Origin of the sequence: Rhodococcus sp. MS13, from assembly GCF_013277835.1 — a bacterium.
Classification (GTDB): Bacteria; Actinomycetota; Actinomycetes; order Mycobacteriales; family Mycobacteriaceae; genus Rhodococcus_F; species Rhodococcus_F erythropolis.
In genome coordinates this window covers 114,753-132,262 of record NZ_VBTL01000009.1, presented here as the reverse complement: position 1 = coordinate 132,262, position 17,510 = coordinate 114,753, and the positions used below count along the sequence as shown (strand labels likewise).

14 protein-coding genes are annotated in these 17,510 nt (G+C 60.2%); 9 read left to right on the top strand and 5 right to left on the bottom strand.

Features of this window, described 5'->3' with window-relative positions; all coding sequences use genetic code 11:
* Window positions 1–97: 97 nt before the first annotated feature.
* From FEZ59_RS18050 to FEZ59_RS18040, 3 genes are all read left to right on the top strand, one after another.
* Window positions 98–544, top strand: coding sequence for a hypothetical protein (locus tag FEZ59_RS18050; RefSeq protein WP_134999147.1), 447 nt, complete (start codon window positions 98–100; stop codon window positions 542–544).
* A 156-nt stretch (window positions 545–700) separates the two neighbouring features.
* Complete coding sequence (locus tag FEZ59_RS18045) at window positions 701–1,069, top strand: VOC family protein (RefSeq protein WP_020908755.1); 369 nt, start codon at window positions 701–703, stop codon at window positions 1,067–1,069.
* 687 nt (window positions 1,070–1,756) lie between these two features.
* Entirely contained in the window at window positions 1,757–4,003 is a 2,247-nt protein-coding gene (locus FEZ59_RS18040; protein WP_172932973.1) for a hypothetical protein, read from the top strand.
* Between the two features lie 125 nt (window positions 4,004–4,128).
* Here FEZ59_RS18040 and FEZ59_RS18035 read toward each other — a convergent pair whose 3' ends face one another.
* Complete coding sequence (locus FEZ59_RS18035; protein ID WP_134999145.1) at window positions 4,129–5,475, bottom strand: deoxyribodipyrimidine photo-lyase; 1,347 nt, start codon at window positions 5,473–5,475, stop codon at window positions 4,129–4,131.
* 10 nt (window positions 5,476–5,485) lie between these two features.
* Entirely contained in the window at window positions 5,486–6,073 is a 588-nt protein-coding gene (locus tag FEZ59_RS18030; protein WP_021345249.1) for a TetR/AcrR family transcriptional regulator, read from the bottom strand.
* Between the two features lie 76 nt (window positions 6,074–6,149).
* Between FEZ59_RS18030 and FEZ59_RS18025 the strand changes: the two genes are divergently transcribed.
* Entirely contained in the window at window positions 6,150–6,527 is a 378-nt protein-coding gene (locus tag FEZ59_RS18025; RefSeq protein WP_029256002.1) for a DUF952 domain-containing protein, read from the top strand.
* Here FEZ59_RS18025 and FEZ59_RS18020 read toward each other — a convergent pair.
* Entirely contained in the window at window positions 6,524–7,519 is a 996-nt protein-coding gene (locus FEZ59_RS18020) for a hypothetical protein (protein WP_060938170.1), read from the bottom strand. The genes FEZ59_RS18025 and FEZ59_RS18020 overlap by 4 nt on opposite strands.
* An 89-nt stretch (window positions 7,520–7,608) precedes the next feature.
* Between FEZ59_RS18020 and FEZ59_RS18015 the strand changes: the two genes are divergently transcribed.
* Genes FEZ59_RS18015 through FEZ59_RS18005 form a run of 3 tightly spaced genes read left to right on the top strand, consistent with a single transcriptional unit; the run spans window position 7,609 to window position 10,269 of the window.
* On the top strand, window positions 7,609–8,184 hold the full coding sequence (locus FEZ59_RS18015; RefSeq protein ID WP_020970464.1) for a TetR/AcrR family transcriptional regulator: 576 nt from the start codon (window positions 7,609–7,611) through the stop codon (window positions 8,182–8,184).
* Window positions 8,185–8,224: 40 nt separating this feature from the next.
* A complete protein-coding gene (locus FEZ59_RS18010; protein ID WP_003939853.1) occupies window positions 8,225–8,929 on the top strand; it encodes a response regulator in 705 nt (234 codons plus the stop codon).
* Window positions 8,926–10,269, top strand: a complete 1,344-nt coding sequence (locus FEZ59_RS18005; RefSeq protein ID WP_134999144.1) for a HAMP domain-containing sensor histidine kinase — start codon at window positions 8,926–8,928, stop codon at window positions 10,267–10,269. Before FEZ59_RS18010 ends, FEZ59_RS18005 begins: the two co-directional genes overlap by 4 nt.
* Window positions 10,270–10,274: 5 nt before the next feature.
* On the opposite strand, the gene FEZ59_RS18000 is transcribed toward FEZ59_RS18005, so the two are convergent.
* Window positions 10,275–12,551 (bottom strand): bifunctional SulP family inorganic anion transporter/carbonic anhydrase, encoded by a 2,277-nt coding sequence (locus tag FEZ59_RS18000; RefSeq protein ID WP_134999143.1) that lies wholly within the window; start codon window positions 12,549–12,551, stop codon window positions 10,275–10,277.
* Window positions 12,552–12,869: 318 nt separating this feature from the next.
* On the opposite strand from FEZ59_RS18000, the gene mgrA reads away from it, so the two are divergent.
* Complete coding sequence (gene mgrA, locus FEZ59_RS17995; protein ID WP_070796082.1) at window positions 12,870–13,901, top strand: L-glyceraldehyde 3-phosphate reductase; 1,032 nt, start codon at window positions 12,870–12,872, stop codon at window positions 13,899–13,901.
* Window positions 13,902–13,914: 13 nt separating this feature from the next.
* Here the strand turns inward: mgrA and ppk2 are convergent, their stop codons facing one another.
* Window positions 13,915–14,880 carry a polyphosphate kinase 2 gene (gene ppk2 / locus FEZ59_RS17990; RefSeq protein ID WP_047889565.1) on the bottom strand — a complete coding sequence of 322 codons (966 nt, stop codon included), beginning with the start codon at window positions 14,878–14,880 and terminating at the stop codon, window positions 13,915–13,917.
* A gap of 211 nt (window positions 14,881–15,091) precedes the next feature.
* Between ppk2 and FEZ59_RS17985 the strand changes: the two genes are divergently transcribed.
* A complete protein-coding gene (locus FEZ59_RS17985; protein WP_019744892.1) occupies window positions 15,092–17,509 on the top strand; it encodes a lysylphosphatidylglycerol synthase transmembrane domain-containing protein in 2,418 nt (805 codons plus the stop codon).
* Window position 17,510 lies beyond the last annotated feature (1 nt).

Below are 17,510 nucleotides of genomic sequence, written 5' to 3'. Positions count from 1 at the left end.
CAGGGCCCCGGAAGTGGACATACGACATCGATCCGCTCCGACATAGTTGTCTTCGAGAGAGCCAACCGAACGCTCACCCGGACAAAGGACACCGACGATGACGAACCCACGCTACGTAGTTGCCGCAATCACAGCTCTGGCCGCCGGCGCCCTCACTTTGGGATTGAGCGGAATCGCCAGTGCCGGAACTCTTCCCACGACCGGCAACACCATCACAATGACGATCAGCAACGACACCGAACAGACAATTCATCTCGAAGGCGCCGACAACCCCTACGGACAGTGGATGCAGAGCCCACGCCAGTCGCTCGCGCCCCACGAGACCGAGATCGTCACGGCATACAACCACGACCCGCGCGGCCTGACGGTCGACGTCGTCTATTCCACTCCCGGCGGCGGACAAGCCGTCTTCATGGCCAACGACTATCCGCAGTTCGACACCGACGGAACTCGCACCACCGACCCTGATCACTACTTCATCTCGAGCTACATCGACGGCTACTACCCGAACCTGAGCGTCGGGTACCACCTCAGTGCGGTGTGACTGCAGCAGTCGTCATAAGTAAACCATCTGCCTCTCAGACGCACTCGTTCTTGGACATTCGTCCGGCGCGCGGGAAGTGTTGAACACGGCCCCGCACGACCAGGCACACGCCCCGCTGCCGGTGGTCCGAACATCAACGGGAGAGGGAAAACCACAGTGCGACTACCCAACCAGTTTCTGATCTACGTCAGCGATGCCGCCTCCGCAGCAGCGTTCTACGGCGAATTGTTCGACGCGAAGCCTGAGGTCCTCAGCCCTCGGTACATGACCTTCGACCTCGGCGGCGGCGTGGTCCTTGCACTGTGGAGCGGCAAGTCCCGCGACCTCGATCCCGCGACTCCGCGCAATTTCGAAGTCGGCATATTGGTCGACGGCGGGAGCAATGAAATTCGGGCGATCTACGACGAGTGGGTGGCCAAGGGAATTGAGGTCGTCGAAGAGCCAAACGAAGATGTCTTCGGTCTGACATTCGTCATTTCAGATCTGGACGGAAACCGCCTCCGCGTAGCGCCCGCAGATCACTGATTCACCGCCAGCAATCGAACGCGCCACTCGATTGCTGGCGGTGATGCAAGATCGTCGAGTGGACGACCAGTCGCGAGGAGGCATGGTCATCGGCACAACTTAGCCGTTCCAGCCGCATGGAAGCCCGCAAGTCGCAAACAATCGGTTCCGTTCCTCGTCCTCGAACTGCGCGGCAATAGTGGAAGATAGGGAAGGATATCCGCACAGCGAGCGTTTGCCGATATAGTTGTGTAGTACTTCCACCTTCGACGCAGTGGCCCGTCTGGGCACATTCTTGTTGCGTCGATCCATCTTGTTACTTCCCACACACACAGCGTGCTTCGGAGAATATTGGGTTCAGGTATTGGCTGGCCACTCAACCGAGACTGTTCGTGGCGCAAGGAACCCCTCAACCCTCTTTGTAACATTTCTGCGCTCGGGCTCACTCACGATCGGAAGCGTTATCAGTGGCCGGGTCGAGATGGCCACCTGGGCGTATCCCTTTGACGGGGGTGGGCAGTTGCCAAGATCATCATGCACTTCGGGGACATGGGTACTCGTAGGCTCCATCCGAAAACGGGTCACCAATACGTTGGCACGAACGGCCGTTCGGCCAGTAAAAGTTCTAAAACGGGTCAATCTGAGCAAGATCTACTACCATTGGAAATCTTGCGATCGTAAGTAGTCGCCCGCGCCTTCGGAGGAAAAATGGAACCCGTCCATCCACAGATCATCGAAATCGCCCTCGACCGTGCAGGCGGAGCAGAGTTTGAATCCTTCGTAAACAACTTCCTCCCAACTCTCGTTGGGCACAAATACAAGCCATTAGGTGGCACCAAAGACGGCGGTGCCGACGGCTTAGAAGAACCGATTCACGAAAAGGTTGACTCGACCTCAGTATTTTATCAGGCATCTATACAAAAAGAGTATCTCACCAAAATTAAGGGAACAGTTACTCGACTGACTAACTTCGGCAGAGAACCGAGAATTCTCCACTACATAACCAACCAAGAAATAAGGTACCCCGATCAAGTAGAGGACGACCTGACTGAAGAACTCGGTGTCACAATCCGAATTAAGGATAGAAAATACATTGCATCGCACATAAATCACAACGATCAAACAAAAATGGCATTCGAAGCCAATCTTCGACATTATACGGACTATTTGAAATCCGTGGGCGCATCGAAATTGATATCCGCTTCAGCTCATATTAAGAATCCCGAAATATACATATTCCTTTCCCAAGAAATGGAACGTAGGGGAGGTAATTCAGACACCATATCAGGCGTCGTCGACAGTCTCATACTCTGGGCACTCGAAGGAACCAATCCGGATGCAGGGATACTCTACAGCGAAAAAGATATCACCCAAAAGATCGAGGGAGTTCTTCCGTCGGTTTCTTCCATGATCTCCATTAAAGTTAGGCCCAGGCTGCAATCACTGGCCTCCGGTAATCGAGATTCACGACGAGTGCGATGGCACCGAAAGGAGGATGCTTTTTGCCTACCCTGGGAATCTCGCCGCTTCATCGAAGAGGACAATCGCGAGGATGAAACAATTAGGCTTGAAATGCAGTCATCCATAGCAAAAAGGATTTCTGATTCTTCTCCTGATATGACCGATAGGCGTCGTTCTATGTGCGAATCGGTAGTAACTGGAGCCATACAGCTAATATTCGAAAGGGAGGGTCTCAGTTTCGTAGCCTCTATCGAAAATGGTTCAAATCCAATGAAGGACCTCACCGTTGCTGACGCAGTTCGGACAGCGCTCGATAATTGCGAGGAGCTGAAGAAAGACGAGGTTCGGAGCGTCGGTGAAATTTCGTTCTCGGCATTGCGGGGAATCTTAAATAATTCAACAGACCAGGAGCGAACATACCTTGCGCGGCTAATCCGAACTTATTCACTTCTCTTCACGCTCAACCGCCAGCCTCGACTACTTGAGTATTTTCAAGACATGGCTGGGGACTATTATCTTTACATCGGGGCCGACCAACTCATTCTGTCATTAAGTGAGAGATACTTGCCTGAAGGCGATCGAGCGATGACCAACACGCTCAAAGCTGCATCTCGGGTGGGCGCAACTCTAGTGCTCACCGAGACCGCAATCTCAGAGGTTGTACATAATTTGCGCTCGAGCGATCGAGAGTACATGGATTCTTTCGCGAGCCTTCCAAGCCCAATCCCATTCGACATGGCAAGAAATTCACCTAAAATCTTAGTTCGATCGTTCCTGTACGCAAACCTCGAGAAAAATCGCCTAGGTAGCAAGTGGCCAGCAAGCTGGCAGAATTTCGTGACGAAGATCTGCCAGTATTCACTTCTACATAAGCCGGAAGCTTTTGATTTTGTTCGAAGAAACCTCCAAGCTATGTTTGCCATGGATTACAGAACAACCCAAGATCTCGAAAAACTTGTAGATAACGACGAGTTGAATGATTTAACCGGAAGCCTCATGGACATCAAGAAGGGATCATACGAATTGGCTCGAAACGATGCGCTAATGGCATTATCCGTTTACGGTCATCGAAGAAAAGAAAAAGAGGATTCAACAGTGTCCGAGTTCGGATACAAAACATGGTGGTTAACGAATGAATTCAAAATTATCAACGAGACCGAGGACTTGATATCGAAGCATCATGGCTCGACATACATAATGAGGCCCGCATATCTCCTAAATTTTCTAACATTAGCGCCAGCAGCGGAAGAAGCTAGAAGATCCTTTGGAAGTCTATTTCCAAGCCACCTCGGCATGAGACTCTCTCGACGTATGCCTCAGAATTCATTTCATAAGTTGATTGAAAAAGTTAAAGAAGCCGAAAACATGGACGAGTCCGAACGCATTGCAGCCATGGCCCATTGCTCCGACGTCATGCGTGGCGATTTTTCCAAACAGTACGATTCGAGTTTGGATCGCGGTCTGGATTCGATCGCCGAAGACCTAATTCAATGAATAGGGTCAACTAGCCTCGAACGGCACTATCTACGCACCCGGCCTCGATGCGTCAAGAGTTTTCAACGCAACGTACTGCAGCGATACGGCCCGAGTGGCCGATCCAGCCCCGTACAAACGCTGATTCAGCCCTTGATCTCGCCGTACCGGCGCAAGGCTTCCTCACGCTCATGCGCGTGATCGACGATCGGGTCCGGGTAGTCGACCGGGCGCATCGCCTTCAACGAGTGGACGTCCTTCCCGGGAACATCGCGGAGTTCGGGAACCCACCGACGGACGTATGTGCCGTCGGGATCGAACTTCTCTCCCTGCGTGATGGGGTTGAAGACGCGGAAGAAGGGCGAAGCATCTGTGCCCGACCCTGCAGTCCACTGCCACCCGTGCTGATTGGAGGCCAAGTCACCGTCCACCAGATGCGACATGAAGAACCGTGCGCCACGCCACCACGGAATGTGTAGGTCCTTCACCAGAAAAGACGCGACGATCATTCGCACCCGATTATGCATCCAGTTCTCGGCCGCGAGTTGCCGCATGCCGGCATCCACGATCGGGAAGCCGGTCTTGCCCTCACACCAGGCCGTGAAGGCGGCGTCTGCGTCCACTCCACCGTCGTGACGTAAACGGTCGAACTTGTCGTCGTAGTTTTTCCGCGCGCTGTCGGGGCGTTGAAACAGGATGTCTGCGTAGAAGTCTCGCCACGCCAACTGGCGACGGTAAGCCTGAGCGCCGTCGCCCAGTCGCTTGGAGAGATCTGCCAACATCGTTCGCGGATGGATCGTGCCGTACTTGAGCGGAATCGACATCCGGCTCGTGGTGTCGAGGTCAGGCCGATTTCGTTCGTCGTCGTACCGGTCAAGATCGTTCTCACAGTATTCTTTCCACTGTTCGAGGGCGCCGACCTCACCGACGAAATCGCTGACGGCGGCGGATGGCGCGGGGATACTCACCCGCCGCGGGCCACCCTCCTTGTCGCTCGGATCGAACCAACAGACCGTCTGCGCATCGGTCGACGCGGGGCCCCGCCAACCGTGTTCCATCCACTGACGGAAGTACGGCGTGAACACCTTGTACGGATCACCGTCCGCCTTGGTGACGCGTCCGGGCGCCACGGCATACGGAGATCCGGTGGCGATCAACTCCACCTGCTCCGCCACGGCCGCGTCGCGCCGTCGGCCGTAGGGTCCGTAGTCGGCACTGATGTGAACTTCTTCGGCGCCAACGGATTCCGCTACACGGGGCACCACGTCCGCCGGATCACCTCGAACAACCATCAGTTTTCCGTCGAGTTGATGATCGAGCGCCGTCAAGTTGGCGAACAGTTGATCCTGACGGGGTGAGCCTGCCGGTCCGAGCAGGTTCTCGTCGAGAACGAACAAACCCAACGTCCGCCCGCCGGCATCCGACGCTGCACTCAGGGTGGGAAGGTCACCTACCCTCAGATCACGTCGAAACCAGACCACAGAGTTACTCACCCAGTCGAGCCTACCGATCAGATCCCAGAACGCATCCCACCGCACGAGCTGCAAGTTGCGCAGCTCGTTCTGTTGTCGGTTCGGAAGCGAGCCCGAGCAGTCGCTGCCGGTGCTCCTCCCCGAGCAGCAACGTGTACAACTGATCCGCGCACAGCGCAGCCTTCTGGCCGTGCTGATCGATCAATATCTTCTCCAGAAAGGCAATCGACTTGGCCGGGCCGGATTCGTAGAACGCGGCGGCCAGTTCCGGGAACTGCACGGCCTCGCCGATCATCATGCGGTGCAGCGCAATCGAGTTGTCGCTGTGCAGTGCGACGACGATGTCCACTGCAGCGGCGAGCAGGTCCGACTGGTCGCCACCGGCGTTCTCGACATACGCGTGCTGACGCGAAACAGCAGCAGCAAAGACCGCGGATTTGTCGCCGAAATAGCTGTACACGGTGCGCTTGGCGACGCCGGCCGCTGTGGCAATGGCGTCGATGGTCGTTCGAGCGAACCCGACTTCTCGAAACGAGTCGACCGCAACGTCGAGAATCTCGTTGCGTCGATCAGCTCGCTCCGCGTCGCTGGTTCTCCCACGTCTGCGCGGTTGCTCCATCAAGTCCCCTACTACCGTGCCACTCAATTAATGCTACGTTGACGTTTCATTATTTCGAACACTACAGGAGCACTGCATGACCGGACAACGACTCGTCCACGTCGCCATCGCCGACGACTGGGAAGCATGCAAGCGTTTCGGTGAGTACGAGGTCTCGACGCGCGGAATCAGTTACGACGAGGCGGGATTCATTCGCGCAACCACCCCGGACGCGCTCGCTTCGGTGCTCGATCTGGTGTTCGGCGACCTCACGTTGCCACTGATCGTCGCCGTCATCGACCAGGACGCTCTGACCTCCGCAGGCATCGACGTCGAATGGGAGGCGGGAAAGCCCCGAATCCTCCGACCTCTACCGATGGACGAGGACACCGTGGTCGTCGAACTGGTCGTGGAACGCGTTGACGGGGCCTGGCCGATTCCCGACCTGACCCCGTACGCAAGCCCCGCCGGCTAGACCAGCGCAGCCTCGGGTTCGACCACGGGGGTCGACGCCTTCTTCCGGCCGGCTGCGACGCACAGCGCGATCCCGACGGCAATCCAGCACACCAGCACCAGAAGTGGCGTGGCGGCGCCATGGCCGTCGAAGAACGCCATCGAACGGACGGATGCTCCTGCGGCGCCAGGTGGGAGCAGCTGCCCCAATGCACCCCAGCCTGCGGGCAACCACGCGGCAGTTGTCGCCATCCCCGAGAGTGGGTTTCCGATGAACATCATCGTGACGGCACCCAACGCGAATCCCTTCATCCCGAGCAGGGATTCGAGTCCCAGAATGGGCAACGAGATGGCCGACATGCCCATGGTGAGTGCGAGCGCGGTGAGCAGGTAGTTTCCGTCAAGACTGTTGGTGCCGAACTGCAGAATGGCAGTCAGTGCAAAACCCGCGACAACCGCGACGCCGGCAGCGCCCAACACTCGCTTGACGATGCTGCGCGGAAACAGTTGCACGAGAACAACAGCAGGCATGATTCCGCCGAACACCAAGGGCAAGGCCAATGCCGTGAGCCCAGCACCCGTCGGGTCGTCCGCCGTCAGCGGCACAACGTCTTCGACAGGCACCTTTGCCCCCGAGGCCTCCGAGAGGCCGTTGGCCACCCCGGTCAGGGTCTGGGCGATCGGGGTTCCGCCTGCAGTCGCGATCAACACGTGAGGACCGTTGGCATCAACGGCGATTCCGCCGACCACGTCGCGATTCCGAATCGCGTCACGCAGGGCGTCGGCGTCAGCGAATTCTCGAGTATCGAAGGCGCCTTGCTTACTCGCCTCGAGCGAGGTGCTGATCTGTTCGGTTGCCGGAGCTGGACCGGTGATGCCCAACTTCAGTTCGTGCGGGCCACTGTTGACCGAGGGCAGTACGAAGGCAAGCAGCATCAGCCCGATCACGGCGGACAAGCCCAACACCACAGCCACCAACTTCTTGCGGTCCCGTGCTTCAACTTCGGCGTTCATAACTACCTTCCCTAAGTGGAAGTTTTTCCTCCACTATTTGTGGAAGATATTCCTCCGGTTATGATGAACTGTCAATACCGGAGGTGAATGTGCGAGCCGATGCACGTGAACGCAGAAACGCAATAGTCGACGCCGCACGAGCGGTGTTCACCGAGCGCGGGCACGACGCGCCCCTCGACGCAGTCGCAGAACTCGCGAAAGTGGGCATCGCCACGCTGTATCGGAACTTTCCGACGCGCGAGGACCTCGTGACCGCCGTCGCCGTCGCAACACTGACCGATGTTCGCGAGGCTGCCGACATCGCACTCACGGCAATGTCCACCGATCCCACAAACGCGTGGCACACGCTGGTGGACCGCCTCGTGGAACTGCGCCTGGGTGCGCTCATTCCTGCACTGGTGGAACGCAGTTTCACCGAGCTGGCGCCCGAAGTTCTGGCGGTGCGTGAGGTGACGAAATCGAAGATGACCGCGACGATCGGCGCCGCTCAGAGCGCCGGACTGGTTCGCGCCGATCTGCAACCGCTCGAATTCGTCATGGCTCTGGCCAAACTGACGCGCCCGCAAATCGAATTGTCCGACGAGGCCATGCCGAACCTGGTCCCGCGGTTGGTCGCGGTGTTCATGGCCGGTTTGCGTCCGGACGGTACCGACTTGCCGGTCTGATCGGCGAAACCCGACGTACCAGGCAAGGCACAATGGGACTGTGACCGAGATACCGAAAATCCTCGTAGTCGACGACGACGCAGACGTCCTGACCTCACTCGAACGCGGATTGCGGCTCTCGGGATTCACCGTACTGACGGCAGTGGACGGCGCCGACGCGCTCCGAGTGATCTCCGACAAGCGACCGGACGCGGTAGTCCTCGACATCAACATGCCGGTGCTCGACGGCACCGGTGTGGTGACGGCGCTTCGTGCCGCCGGCAACGAAATCCCGATCTGCGTGCTCAGCGCACGCAATTCGGTCGACGATCGCATCGCCGGGCTCGAATCCGGCGCAGACGACTACATGGTCAAACCGTTTGTCCTCGCCGAACTGGTTGCCCGGATCCGCGCAATGCTCCGTCGCAGCAACACTCCGGCCGGTGATCACTCCGAGGGAACGAACACCCTGCGGGTCGGCAACCTCGACATCGACCTCTCCGGCCGGCGGGTTCGCGTCGACGGCAAGGAAGTACCGCTCACCAAACGCGAATTCGAGCTACTCGAAGTGCTCGCTCACAATTCCGGCATCGTGCTTACTCGCGAACGTCTCCTCGAACTCGTATGGGGCTACGACTTCGTCGCCGACACCAACGTCGTGGACGTCTTCATCGGCTACCTGCGTCGAAAGTTCGAATCCGGCGGTTCACCTCGTCTGCTGCATACCGTTCGCGGCGTCGGGTTCGTGCTTCGGGAGAACCCGTGAAGCGTCGCCGCTTCTCACTACGAACTCGCGTTGCCGCGGCCGCGGCACTGGGGGCGACGTTCATCGTCATCGCACTCGGCGTGGTCGTTGCACTGGCTATTGCACGAAACAATTTGGCACAGTTGGACCGTCGCTTGGAGACGGCATCGACGGTCATCGTGGCCAATGCGGCAACAGCGGGACCTTTTCTCGGCGCATTCGGAGACGGCGGAGCGTTCTCCGTGACCATCCGCTCCGACACCGACGGAACCGTCAAATCCAGTACCCCGACGCGACTGCCCGAATTACCGGTCGGCTCGGCGACCGTCGACGTGGACGGTACGAAGTACCGGGCTTACACCGCCGAGGCCGACGGGATCAATGCCCTGGTCTCGCTGGCGGTTCCCTATGCCGAGGCGCGGGACATCACGGTCGACCAACAGCGTCAGGTTGCGTTCTTCGGCGTCGGAGCCGTAGCGGCCGCAGCCGCGTTGGGATGGTTGTTCGGTGGCCCGGCGGTGCGCCCACTCGTGGAATTGACCCGCCGGATCGCCAGGCGAGATCCCAATCTTGCCACCGAGGTTTCCGGCATCCGTGAAGCGGACGAGCTTGCCGCAGCAGCAGAATCGATGCTCAGCGACGTCGCCCGGGCACAGGCCGCGACCAACTCGGCCCTTGCTGCCGCTCGGGACTTTGCTTCCGCGTCGGCTCACGAACTCCGAACTCCGTTGACGGCGATGCGAACCGACATCGAAGTGTTGTCCATTCACGATCTCGACCACGAGCAGCGACGTGAGATCCTCACAGATCTGGCCCGCGCACAGGGCCGCGTCGAATCGACTCTCCGGGACCTGGAGCGACTGGCGAAGGGCGAGTTGTCGACGGCTGAGGACTTCAAGGACACCGATTTGACCGAGGTCTGCGACATCGCGGCCGACGATGCACGACGCCACCACCCGAGCGTCGATGTCAGTCTCGTCACGGTGGATTCCCCACTGCCCTATTGCATCCGGGCCCTTCCCGGCGGAATCCGGTTGATCCTCGACAACGCGATCACCAATGCAGTCCGCCACGGCGGCGCGAGCACGGTGCGCATCACCCTCGCGCGCCCGGTCGATTCACCGGACACCGTCACGATCACGATCGACGACAACGGTTGCGGAATACCGGCCGAGGAACGCTCGAGCGTCTTCGAACGCTTCACTCGCGGATCGACGGCAGGCAAGACGGGTTCCGGTTTGGGCCTGGCACTGGTGGCGCAGCAGGCGGCCCTGCACGGCGGACGTACGACATTTCACGACAGTCCGCTCGGCGGGGCTCGCCTGCTGGTCGAACTCAGGGATCAGCCCGGACCCGAATAGCCCCTTCAGGTCTCGATCAACTCGCCGATCCCTGACGCTGTCACTTCGATGACCCGAGTCGAGCCGATGTCGAAGAACAGTCCGGCGATACGCAGGCGACCGTCCACACGGGCCTGACCGACCAGAGGATGGCGTTCGAGAGTCTGCAATTGGACTGCAACATTGACCATTCCGAGCTGATCGACCTCCGAGAAACCCGCCTCGGCCGCAGCACGCGCCACCGGATGGCCACTCGTATATGCCTGCAAGCTCGTCTCCGCATGCCTCAACCACTCACCGACAACTCCCGCTTCCGACGAACTGTTCGTCAGGAGTGCCTGCATCGCGCCGCAACCCGAGTGTCCGCACACGATCACCGAACTGACACCCAACTCGTCGATCCCGAAGGCCAGTGCCGCTTCCACCGACGTATCGCGGCCGCCGGCAGGAACCAAGTTTCCGACGTTGCGCACAGTGAACAGGTCACCTGGGCCACTGCTCGTGATGATGTTCGGCACCACTCGCGAATCTGCGCAGGTAAGGAAAAGAGAGTCGGGATTCTGGCCGTCGCGCAACTGATCCATGTGCGGCCGTATCGCTTCGGCGCGATGGCGATGATAGTTGGACACCCCGTCGAGAATGGGTCGCAAGGCTGGCGGGCTGCTCAGATTCCTTCCCGAAGCCTGTGGTTGCCAACTACCCCACGGAGCGAGCAATCCGCGCAGGTCGGTGACTGCGGCGCCGCGCTTCGGCGGACCGGTGGTCGCGCTCTCCATACTCACCGAGCCGACTTCGTCGATGATCACCGAACCACCTGCCAACTCGTACTGCCTCGCCCACTCTTCGATGACGTCGAAGACGGCATGGTCGAGGAAGTCGACGGACAACTCGACGGTGACGTCGGACCGCGGCGGGATGCCGGCGAGTACCGAGGTGAGCTTGGGCAGCACCAGGAAGGTGCACGACCCTTCGACCAGCACCCGCCACTTCCCGGAATCCTTGTCACCCAACTCTTCTGCCGTGACCGACGCGCGGATGACCCGCCACACCAGGAGAGCGATCGCCAACGCCAATCCGATCAGCACGCCCTCGAGCAGGTTCAAGAACACGACGCCGACCACTGTGATGCCGTACACCCACAGATCACCGGTGCGTCGCGCCAACCGAATGTGCGCCAGCTTGACCAGTTGAATGCCGATGACGATCAACAGTCCGGCAAGCGCAGACTTCGGAATCTGCTGCACCAACCCGGCCAGCGCGGCCGAGAACAGCAGGATCCACAGGCCGTGCATGATCGACGACGCACGGGATTTCGCCCCGGCTTCGACATTGGTGGCGCTGCGTACGATCACACCCGTGACGGGCAGGCCGCCGATCGCCCCGGACACCATGTTCGCAGTACCTTGGCCGAGCATCTCGCGATCGAAGTTCGAGCGCGGGCCCGAGTGCATCTTGTCCACAGCCACGGCCGAGAGCAGACTCTCCACGCTGGCGATCAGTGCGATGGTCAGGATGCCGGTTGCGACTCCGAGCCACTGGCCGTCGGGCAGAGCGGGAAGTCCGATCGAGTCCAGCAGGGACCCGTCGAGAGCAATACGTTCGACGTCGATCGGCAGCAGGAGCGAAGCGAGAGTTGCCAATACGATGCCGACCAATGCCGCCGGCACCTTCCGGACGCCCGCGGGGAGATAGCGCCACCCGAGAAGAGTGGCGATGACAACGAGTCCGATCATCAAGTCCTCGACGTGCAGGGCACCGATCTGTGCGGGCAACTGCCGTAGATTGTCCAGCGCCGAACTGGCCGAGCTTCCGCCCAACAACACGTGAACCTGTTGTAGCGCAATGGTGATGCCGATACCGGCGAGCATCGCATGCACCACCACCGGCGCAATAGCCAGTGCCGCACGGGCAATTCGGCTGAGCCCGAACACGATCTGCAGAATTCCGGCGCCGACGGTGATCAGGCAGGTGACTTTCCACCCGAACTTGCCGATCAGTTCGGCGACCACCACGGTCAGGCCGGCTGCGGGACCACTGACTTGCAGCGGTGAACCTCCCACCGCTCCGGCCACTACTCCGCCGACGATGGCGGCGATCAGACCTGCCATGATCGGTGCCCCGGAGGCGATAGCAATTCCCAAGGACAGGGGAAGCGCCACCAGGAAGACGACCAGCGACGCCGGCACGTCGTATCTGATCAGTTGCTCGAGATAACGCCGGCTTCCACCACCCGGCGGAGACGAATCCCCCACGACGGCTTCGTCTGCGGATGATTGTGCGTGCACTACGGACTGCGTCGACATAGATCTCCTCGCCGGACCCCGGATCCGGCTGCTGGGCAACATGTTCGAAGCGAATCGGCGATCGGTATCGCCGATCGACTGTGACCATGGTAACCGCGATTCCTTACTGTTCCCTTAGATGCGAACCCAGACGTGGTCGACGTCACCGCCGCCCGGCACTGTGACTCGAACCTGAACGTCGGTCCAGAAGAGCGATCGAATTGCTTTAACCCGCAAGCATTTTCGTACGGGCCGCCCGAGTGTTCAGCACACCTGAATGCCGTCGGCGATAATGGTCGGGAGTAAATGCTCAACCACAACGATGTGAAGGCAGGCACCATGTCCGATCAGTACGTCGCCGCGCAGGACCGCTACGAAGCCATGCCCTACCGCCGAACCGGTCGGAGCGGTCTCAAACTCCCGGCGATCTCGCTCGGGCTCTGGCACAACTTCGGCGACGACGTACCGATCGAGAACCAGCGCGCAGTCCTGCGGCGGGCATTCGATCTCGGAATCACGCACTTCGATCTGGCCAACAACTACGGGCCGCCGTACGGAAGCGCCGAGACGAACTTCGGCAGGATCCTGCGTGAGGATTTCTCTTCGTACCGCGAGGAATTGGTCATCTCGTCGAAGGCCGGGTGGGACATGTGGCCCGGCCCTTACGGGTTCGGCGGTTCCCGCAAGTACTTGCTGTCATCCCTCGACCAGTCACTCGGCCGACTCGGAGTCGATTACGTCGACATCTTCTACAGCCATCGCCCCGACGCCGAAACTCCGATCGACGAGACCGCAGGCGCGCTGATCAGTGCCGTCCAGCAGGGCAAGGCGCTGTACGCGGGTATCAGTTCGTATTCGCCGGAGCGCACCCGTGAAATCGCCGCACTGCTCGCCGCTGCGGGGGTCCCCTTGTTGATCCACCAGCCGAGCTATTCGATGCTGAATCGGTGGATCGAGCAGGACCTGCTTTCGGCTGTCGACGATCTCGGCGTGGGCGTCATCGCGTTCTCACCGCTCGCGCAAGGCATGCTCACCGACCGGTATCTGAACGGCGTCCCCGAGAATTCTCGGGCCGCCCAAGGTAAGTCACTCGATCCGTCGTGGTTGACCGACGACGCTCTCACCCACATCCGCGCGCTCAACGACATCGCGGCAGACCGCGGCCAGTCGCTGGCTCAGCTGGCACTGAGTTGGGCACTCCGCGATTCGCGGGTCACCTCGGTATTGATCGGTGCATCCAGCGTCGCCCAACTCGAAGCCAACGTCGGCGCGCTCGACAATCTCGAATTCAGCGCAGCCGAACTGGCCTCCATAGATCAGCACGCAAAGGACAGCGGCATCAATCTGTGGGCAGAGGCCAGTTCGATCTGAGCGATCATCTGCGCTAGAGCTGAGGCAACTCCACGTTCACGTGCTCGCCCTCTTCGAATACGGCCGAAGCAGGCCCGACGATCAAGGGATCCGGAGTACCGACTGCCCGGTGATCCTTGTTGGGATAGTCGAAGCTGGCGAGCACGTGACGCATCGCTTCGAGGCGGGCGCGCTTCTTGTCGTTGCTCTTGATCACCGTCCAGGGCGCATCCCCGGTATCGGTGTAGAAGAACATCGCTTCCTTGGCCTGCGTGTAGTCGTCCCACTTGTCGAGCGAAGCCAGATCAGTCGGTGAGAGCTTCCACTGACGCACCGGGTCTGTTCGACGGGCTGCGAATCGCGCCAACTGCTCTTCCCGGCTGACCGAGAACCACAGCTTGTGCAGATGGATCCCGGAGTTGACGAGCATCCGCTCGAAGTCCGGGGTCTCTCTCATGAACTCGAGGTACTGAGTCGGCGTGCAGTAACCCATCACTCGTTCGACACCGGCGCGGTTGTACCAGGACCGGTCCATCATCACGATCTCGCCGCCGCTGGGTAGGTGTGCGACATACCTCTGGAAGTACCACTGCGTTCGCTCGATGTCTGTGGGCTTCTCGAGCGCGACGACCCGGGCACCACGAGGATTGAGATGCTCGGTGAACCTCTTGATCGACCCGCCCTTACCGGCAGCATCGCGACCTTCGAAGATGATGAGCACTTTCTGCCCGGTTTCCTTGACCCACAGCTGCAGCTTGAGCAACTCGATCTGCAGACGCCGCTTCTTCCGCTCGTACTCGCGGCGCGACATCTTCTTCTCGTACGGGTAGCCCTGCTTCCAGGCATCCGCGAACTCTGAGGGCTCGAGTCCGCCGAGCTTGTGCTTGAGACTCGAGAGCTCGTCGATCTCGGCCGCATAGTCCTCGGTGACGGAAATTCTGGTCGACGGGGTCGGCAGGTCAGGAACCCGACCGTCCACACCGCTGGCGTCGGGACTCATGAATACGCACTCCCTGTCGTCGAAATGAACGAACGTCCGGAAAGTGAATTTTACGCGCCGAAGCCCTCCGCCGCGGGGCCGAAGCGAATGTTGCTTGGCATCGAGGAGGTAACGACAGGTCCGGCTTCCCAGGCGCCGAACCCCCACGCGGTACCTTGATCGAGGTAACTGAGACGGTCGGTAACCCCCGAGAGAAGAGAGTTCTGGCGAGATGCGAGTAGACGGACGGGAGATCCCGGTAACGGGAAGCCTCCTGCCACCACTGCACCGCCGTACGAGCGATATCATGCGGGTCGCGATCGCTGCCGTGCTGCTCGGCGGCGTCATCGCGGGTTCTCTGATCACCCGAAGTCAGTGGGACGCCCTCGAAACATCGGTGTCCAACATCGTCGGAGTGCTGTCGCCGAGCCTGTCCGACACTGTGTACCTCCTCTACGGCATCGCAATCCTGGCGCTACCGTTTGCCATTCTGATCGGGCTCATCGTGGGGCGCCGATGGAAGTTGCTGGCCGGATACGCCGCTGCCGGCCTGTGCGCCGGACTCGCGCTGTCGTTCACCGGTACAGGACTCGCCGCACCCAAGTGGCACCTCGACGTCCCTGACCGACTCGACGCCACGTTCCTGTCCCAATTTCTCGACGATCCGCGGTGGATTGCGATGCTCGCGGCGGTGCTCACCGTCTCGGGTCCGTGGCTACCGAAAAAGTGGCGACGAGCCTGGTGGACGCTGCTTCTGCTGTTTGCGCCCATTCACCTGATCGTCAGCTCGATCGTTCCCGCCCGATCGATGCTGGGTCTCGCCGTCGGATATCTGATCGGCGCGGTGATCGTTCTTGCCGTCGGCACACCTGCCCTCGAAGTGCCGTTGGACTCTGCAGTACGCGTGCTCGCGCGGCGTGGTTACCGCGTCACCGCTTTCCGCGTCGTGAGTCCTTCGGGAATCGGCCCGCTGGTCATGTCCGCCGACATCGACAAGGCTCCGGACGACGAACCGTTCGACGAACTGATTGTCGAGTTGTACGGACAGAACCAGCGAAGCAGCGGAGCAATTCGACAGACGTTCCGCTGGATCTCGTTCCGGAACCGTGAAACTCCTCCCCCTTACGGATCGCTTCGGCGCGCCGTCGAACATCGCGCGCTGATGGGTATCGCGTTCGCCGACATCGGTCTGGCCAGTTCCAAAGCCGTCGCCATCTCGGTGCTCGATCGCGGATGGGAGATGTACGCCCGCCCGAGCCCTCGCGGTATCCCACTTGCCGTCGCCGTCGAAAACCAGGCGGACGAGGAAGAATCCTCCAAACTGATCGACGCGTTGTGGCAAACACTGCACACCATTCACGTACATCAGATGGCGCACGGTGACCTGCGCGCTTCCGAGATTCGCGTCGAGGGCGGAACGATCCTCTTCGGCGGCTACGCGTACTCCGAATTCGGCGCCACCGAAGTTCAGATGCAGTCCGACAACGCCCAACTTCTTTTTGCCACCGCATCACTGTTCGGCGTCGACGCAGCGGTGGACGCCGCGATTCGTGCGCAAGGCGCAGACACGATTCTCGCTGCCTCCGGCCGATTGACCACCTCGGCGTTGCCCAACCGAATTCGGCGGACCGCCGAGGATTCCGCAAAATTGATGACCGAGATCCGAGACGAGGTCGGCGCGAAGAACGGGATCGAAAAGGTCGCTCCCGCACAGGTCACCCGATTCAGTCGCAATCAACTGATCCAGCTCGTTCTGCTCATCGGCTTGGTCTACGTCGCCTATCCCTTCATCAGCCAGGTACCCGCATTCATCACGGAGTTGAAGACAGCCAACTGGTGGTGGGCACTGCTCGGCCTCGGCGTCTCCGCACTGACGTACGTCGGCGCGGCAGCAGCTCTGTGGGCCTGTGCGTCGTCGATGGTCAGTTACCGCAACCTCCTGATCATGCAGGTAGCCAACACCTTTGCCGCGACGACAACTCCGGCCGGAGTCGGCGGGCTCGCCCTGAGTGTGCGGTTCCTGCAGAAGGGCGGGCTCGGTACCGTCCGTGCAACGGCCGCAGTCGCGCTTCAACAGACGGTTCAGGTGGTCACCCACGTCGGCTTGCTGATCTTCTTCTCGATCGTCGCCGGACGCGATACAAACCTCTCGCACTTCATCCCGGGATCCACTGTTCTGTATCTGGCGGGTGGCGTCGCGCTCGGAGTTCTCGGTGCATTCATGTTCATTCCGAAACTTCGTGGGTGGCTGCGCGACGATCTGCGTCCTCAGATCACCGAGGTGTTGGGTGAACTGAGCCAACTTGCACGAAACCCGACCCGATTCCTCATCATCGTGGGCGGCAGCGCTGCAACAACTCTCGGTGCCGCCCTGGCTCTGTGGGCAAGCGTCGAGGCATTCGGCGGCGGAACCACGTTCATCACCGTCACCATCGTGACGATGATCGGTGGAACCCTCGCCTCGGCAGCTCCGACACCGGGTGGCGTCGGAGCCGTCGAGGCCGCCCTCATCGGTGGCCTGTCCGCGTTCGGATTGCCGGCAAGCATCGCTGTGCCGTCGGTTCTGCTCTACCGAGTCCTGACCTGCTGGCTCCCGGTGTTCTGCGGCTGGCCGACCCTGCGATGGCTGCAGAAGAACGACATGGTCTGAG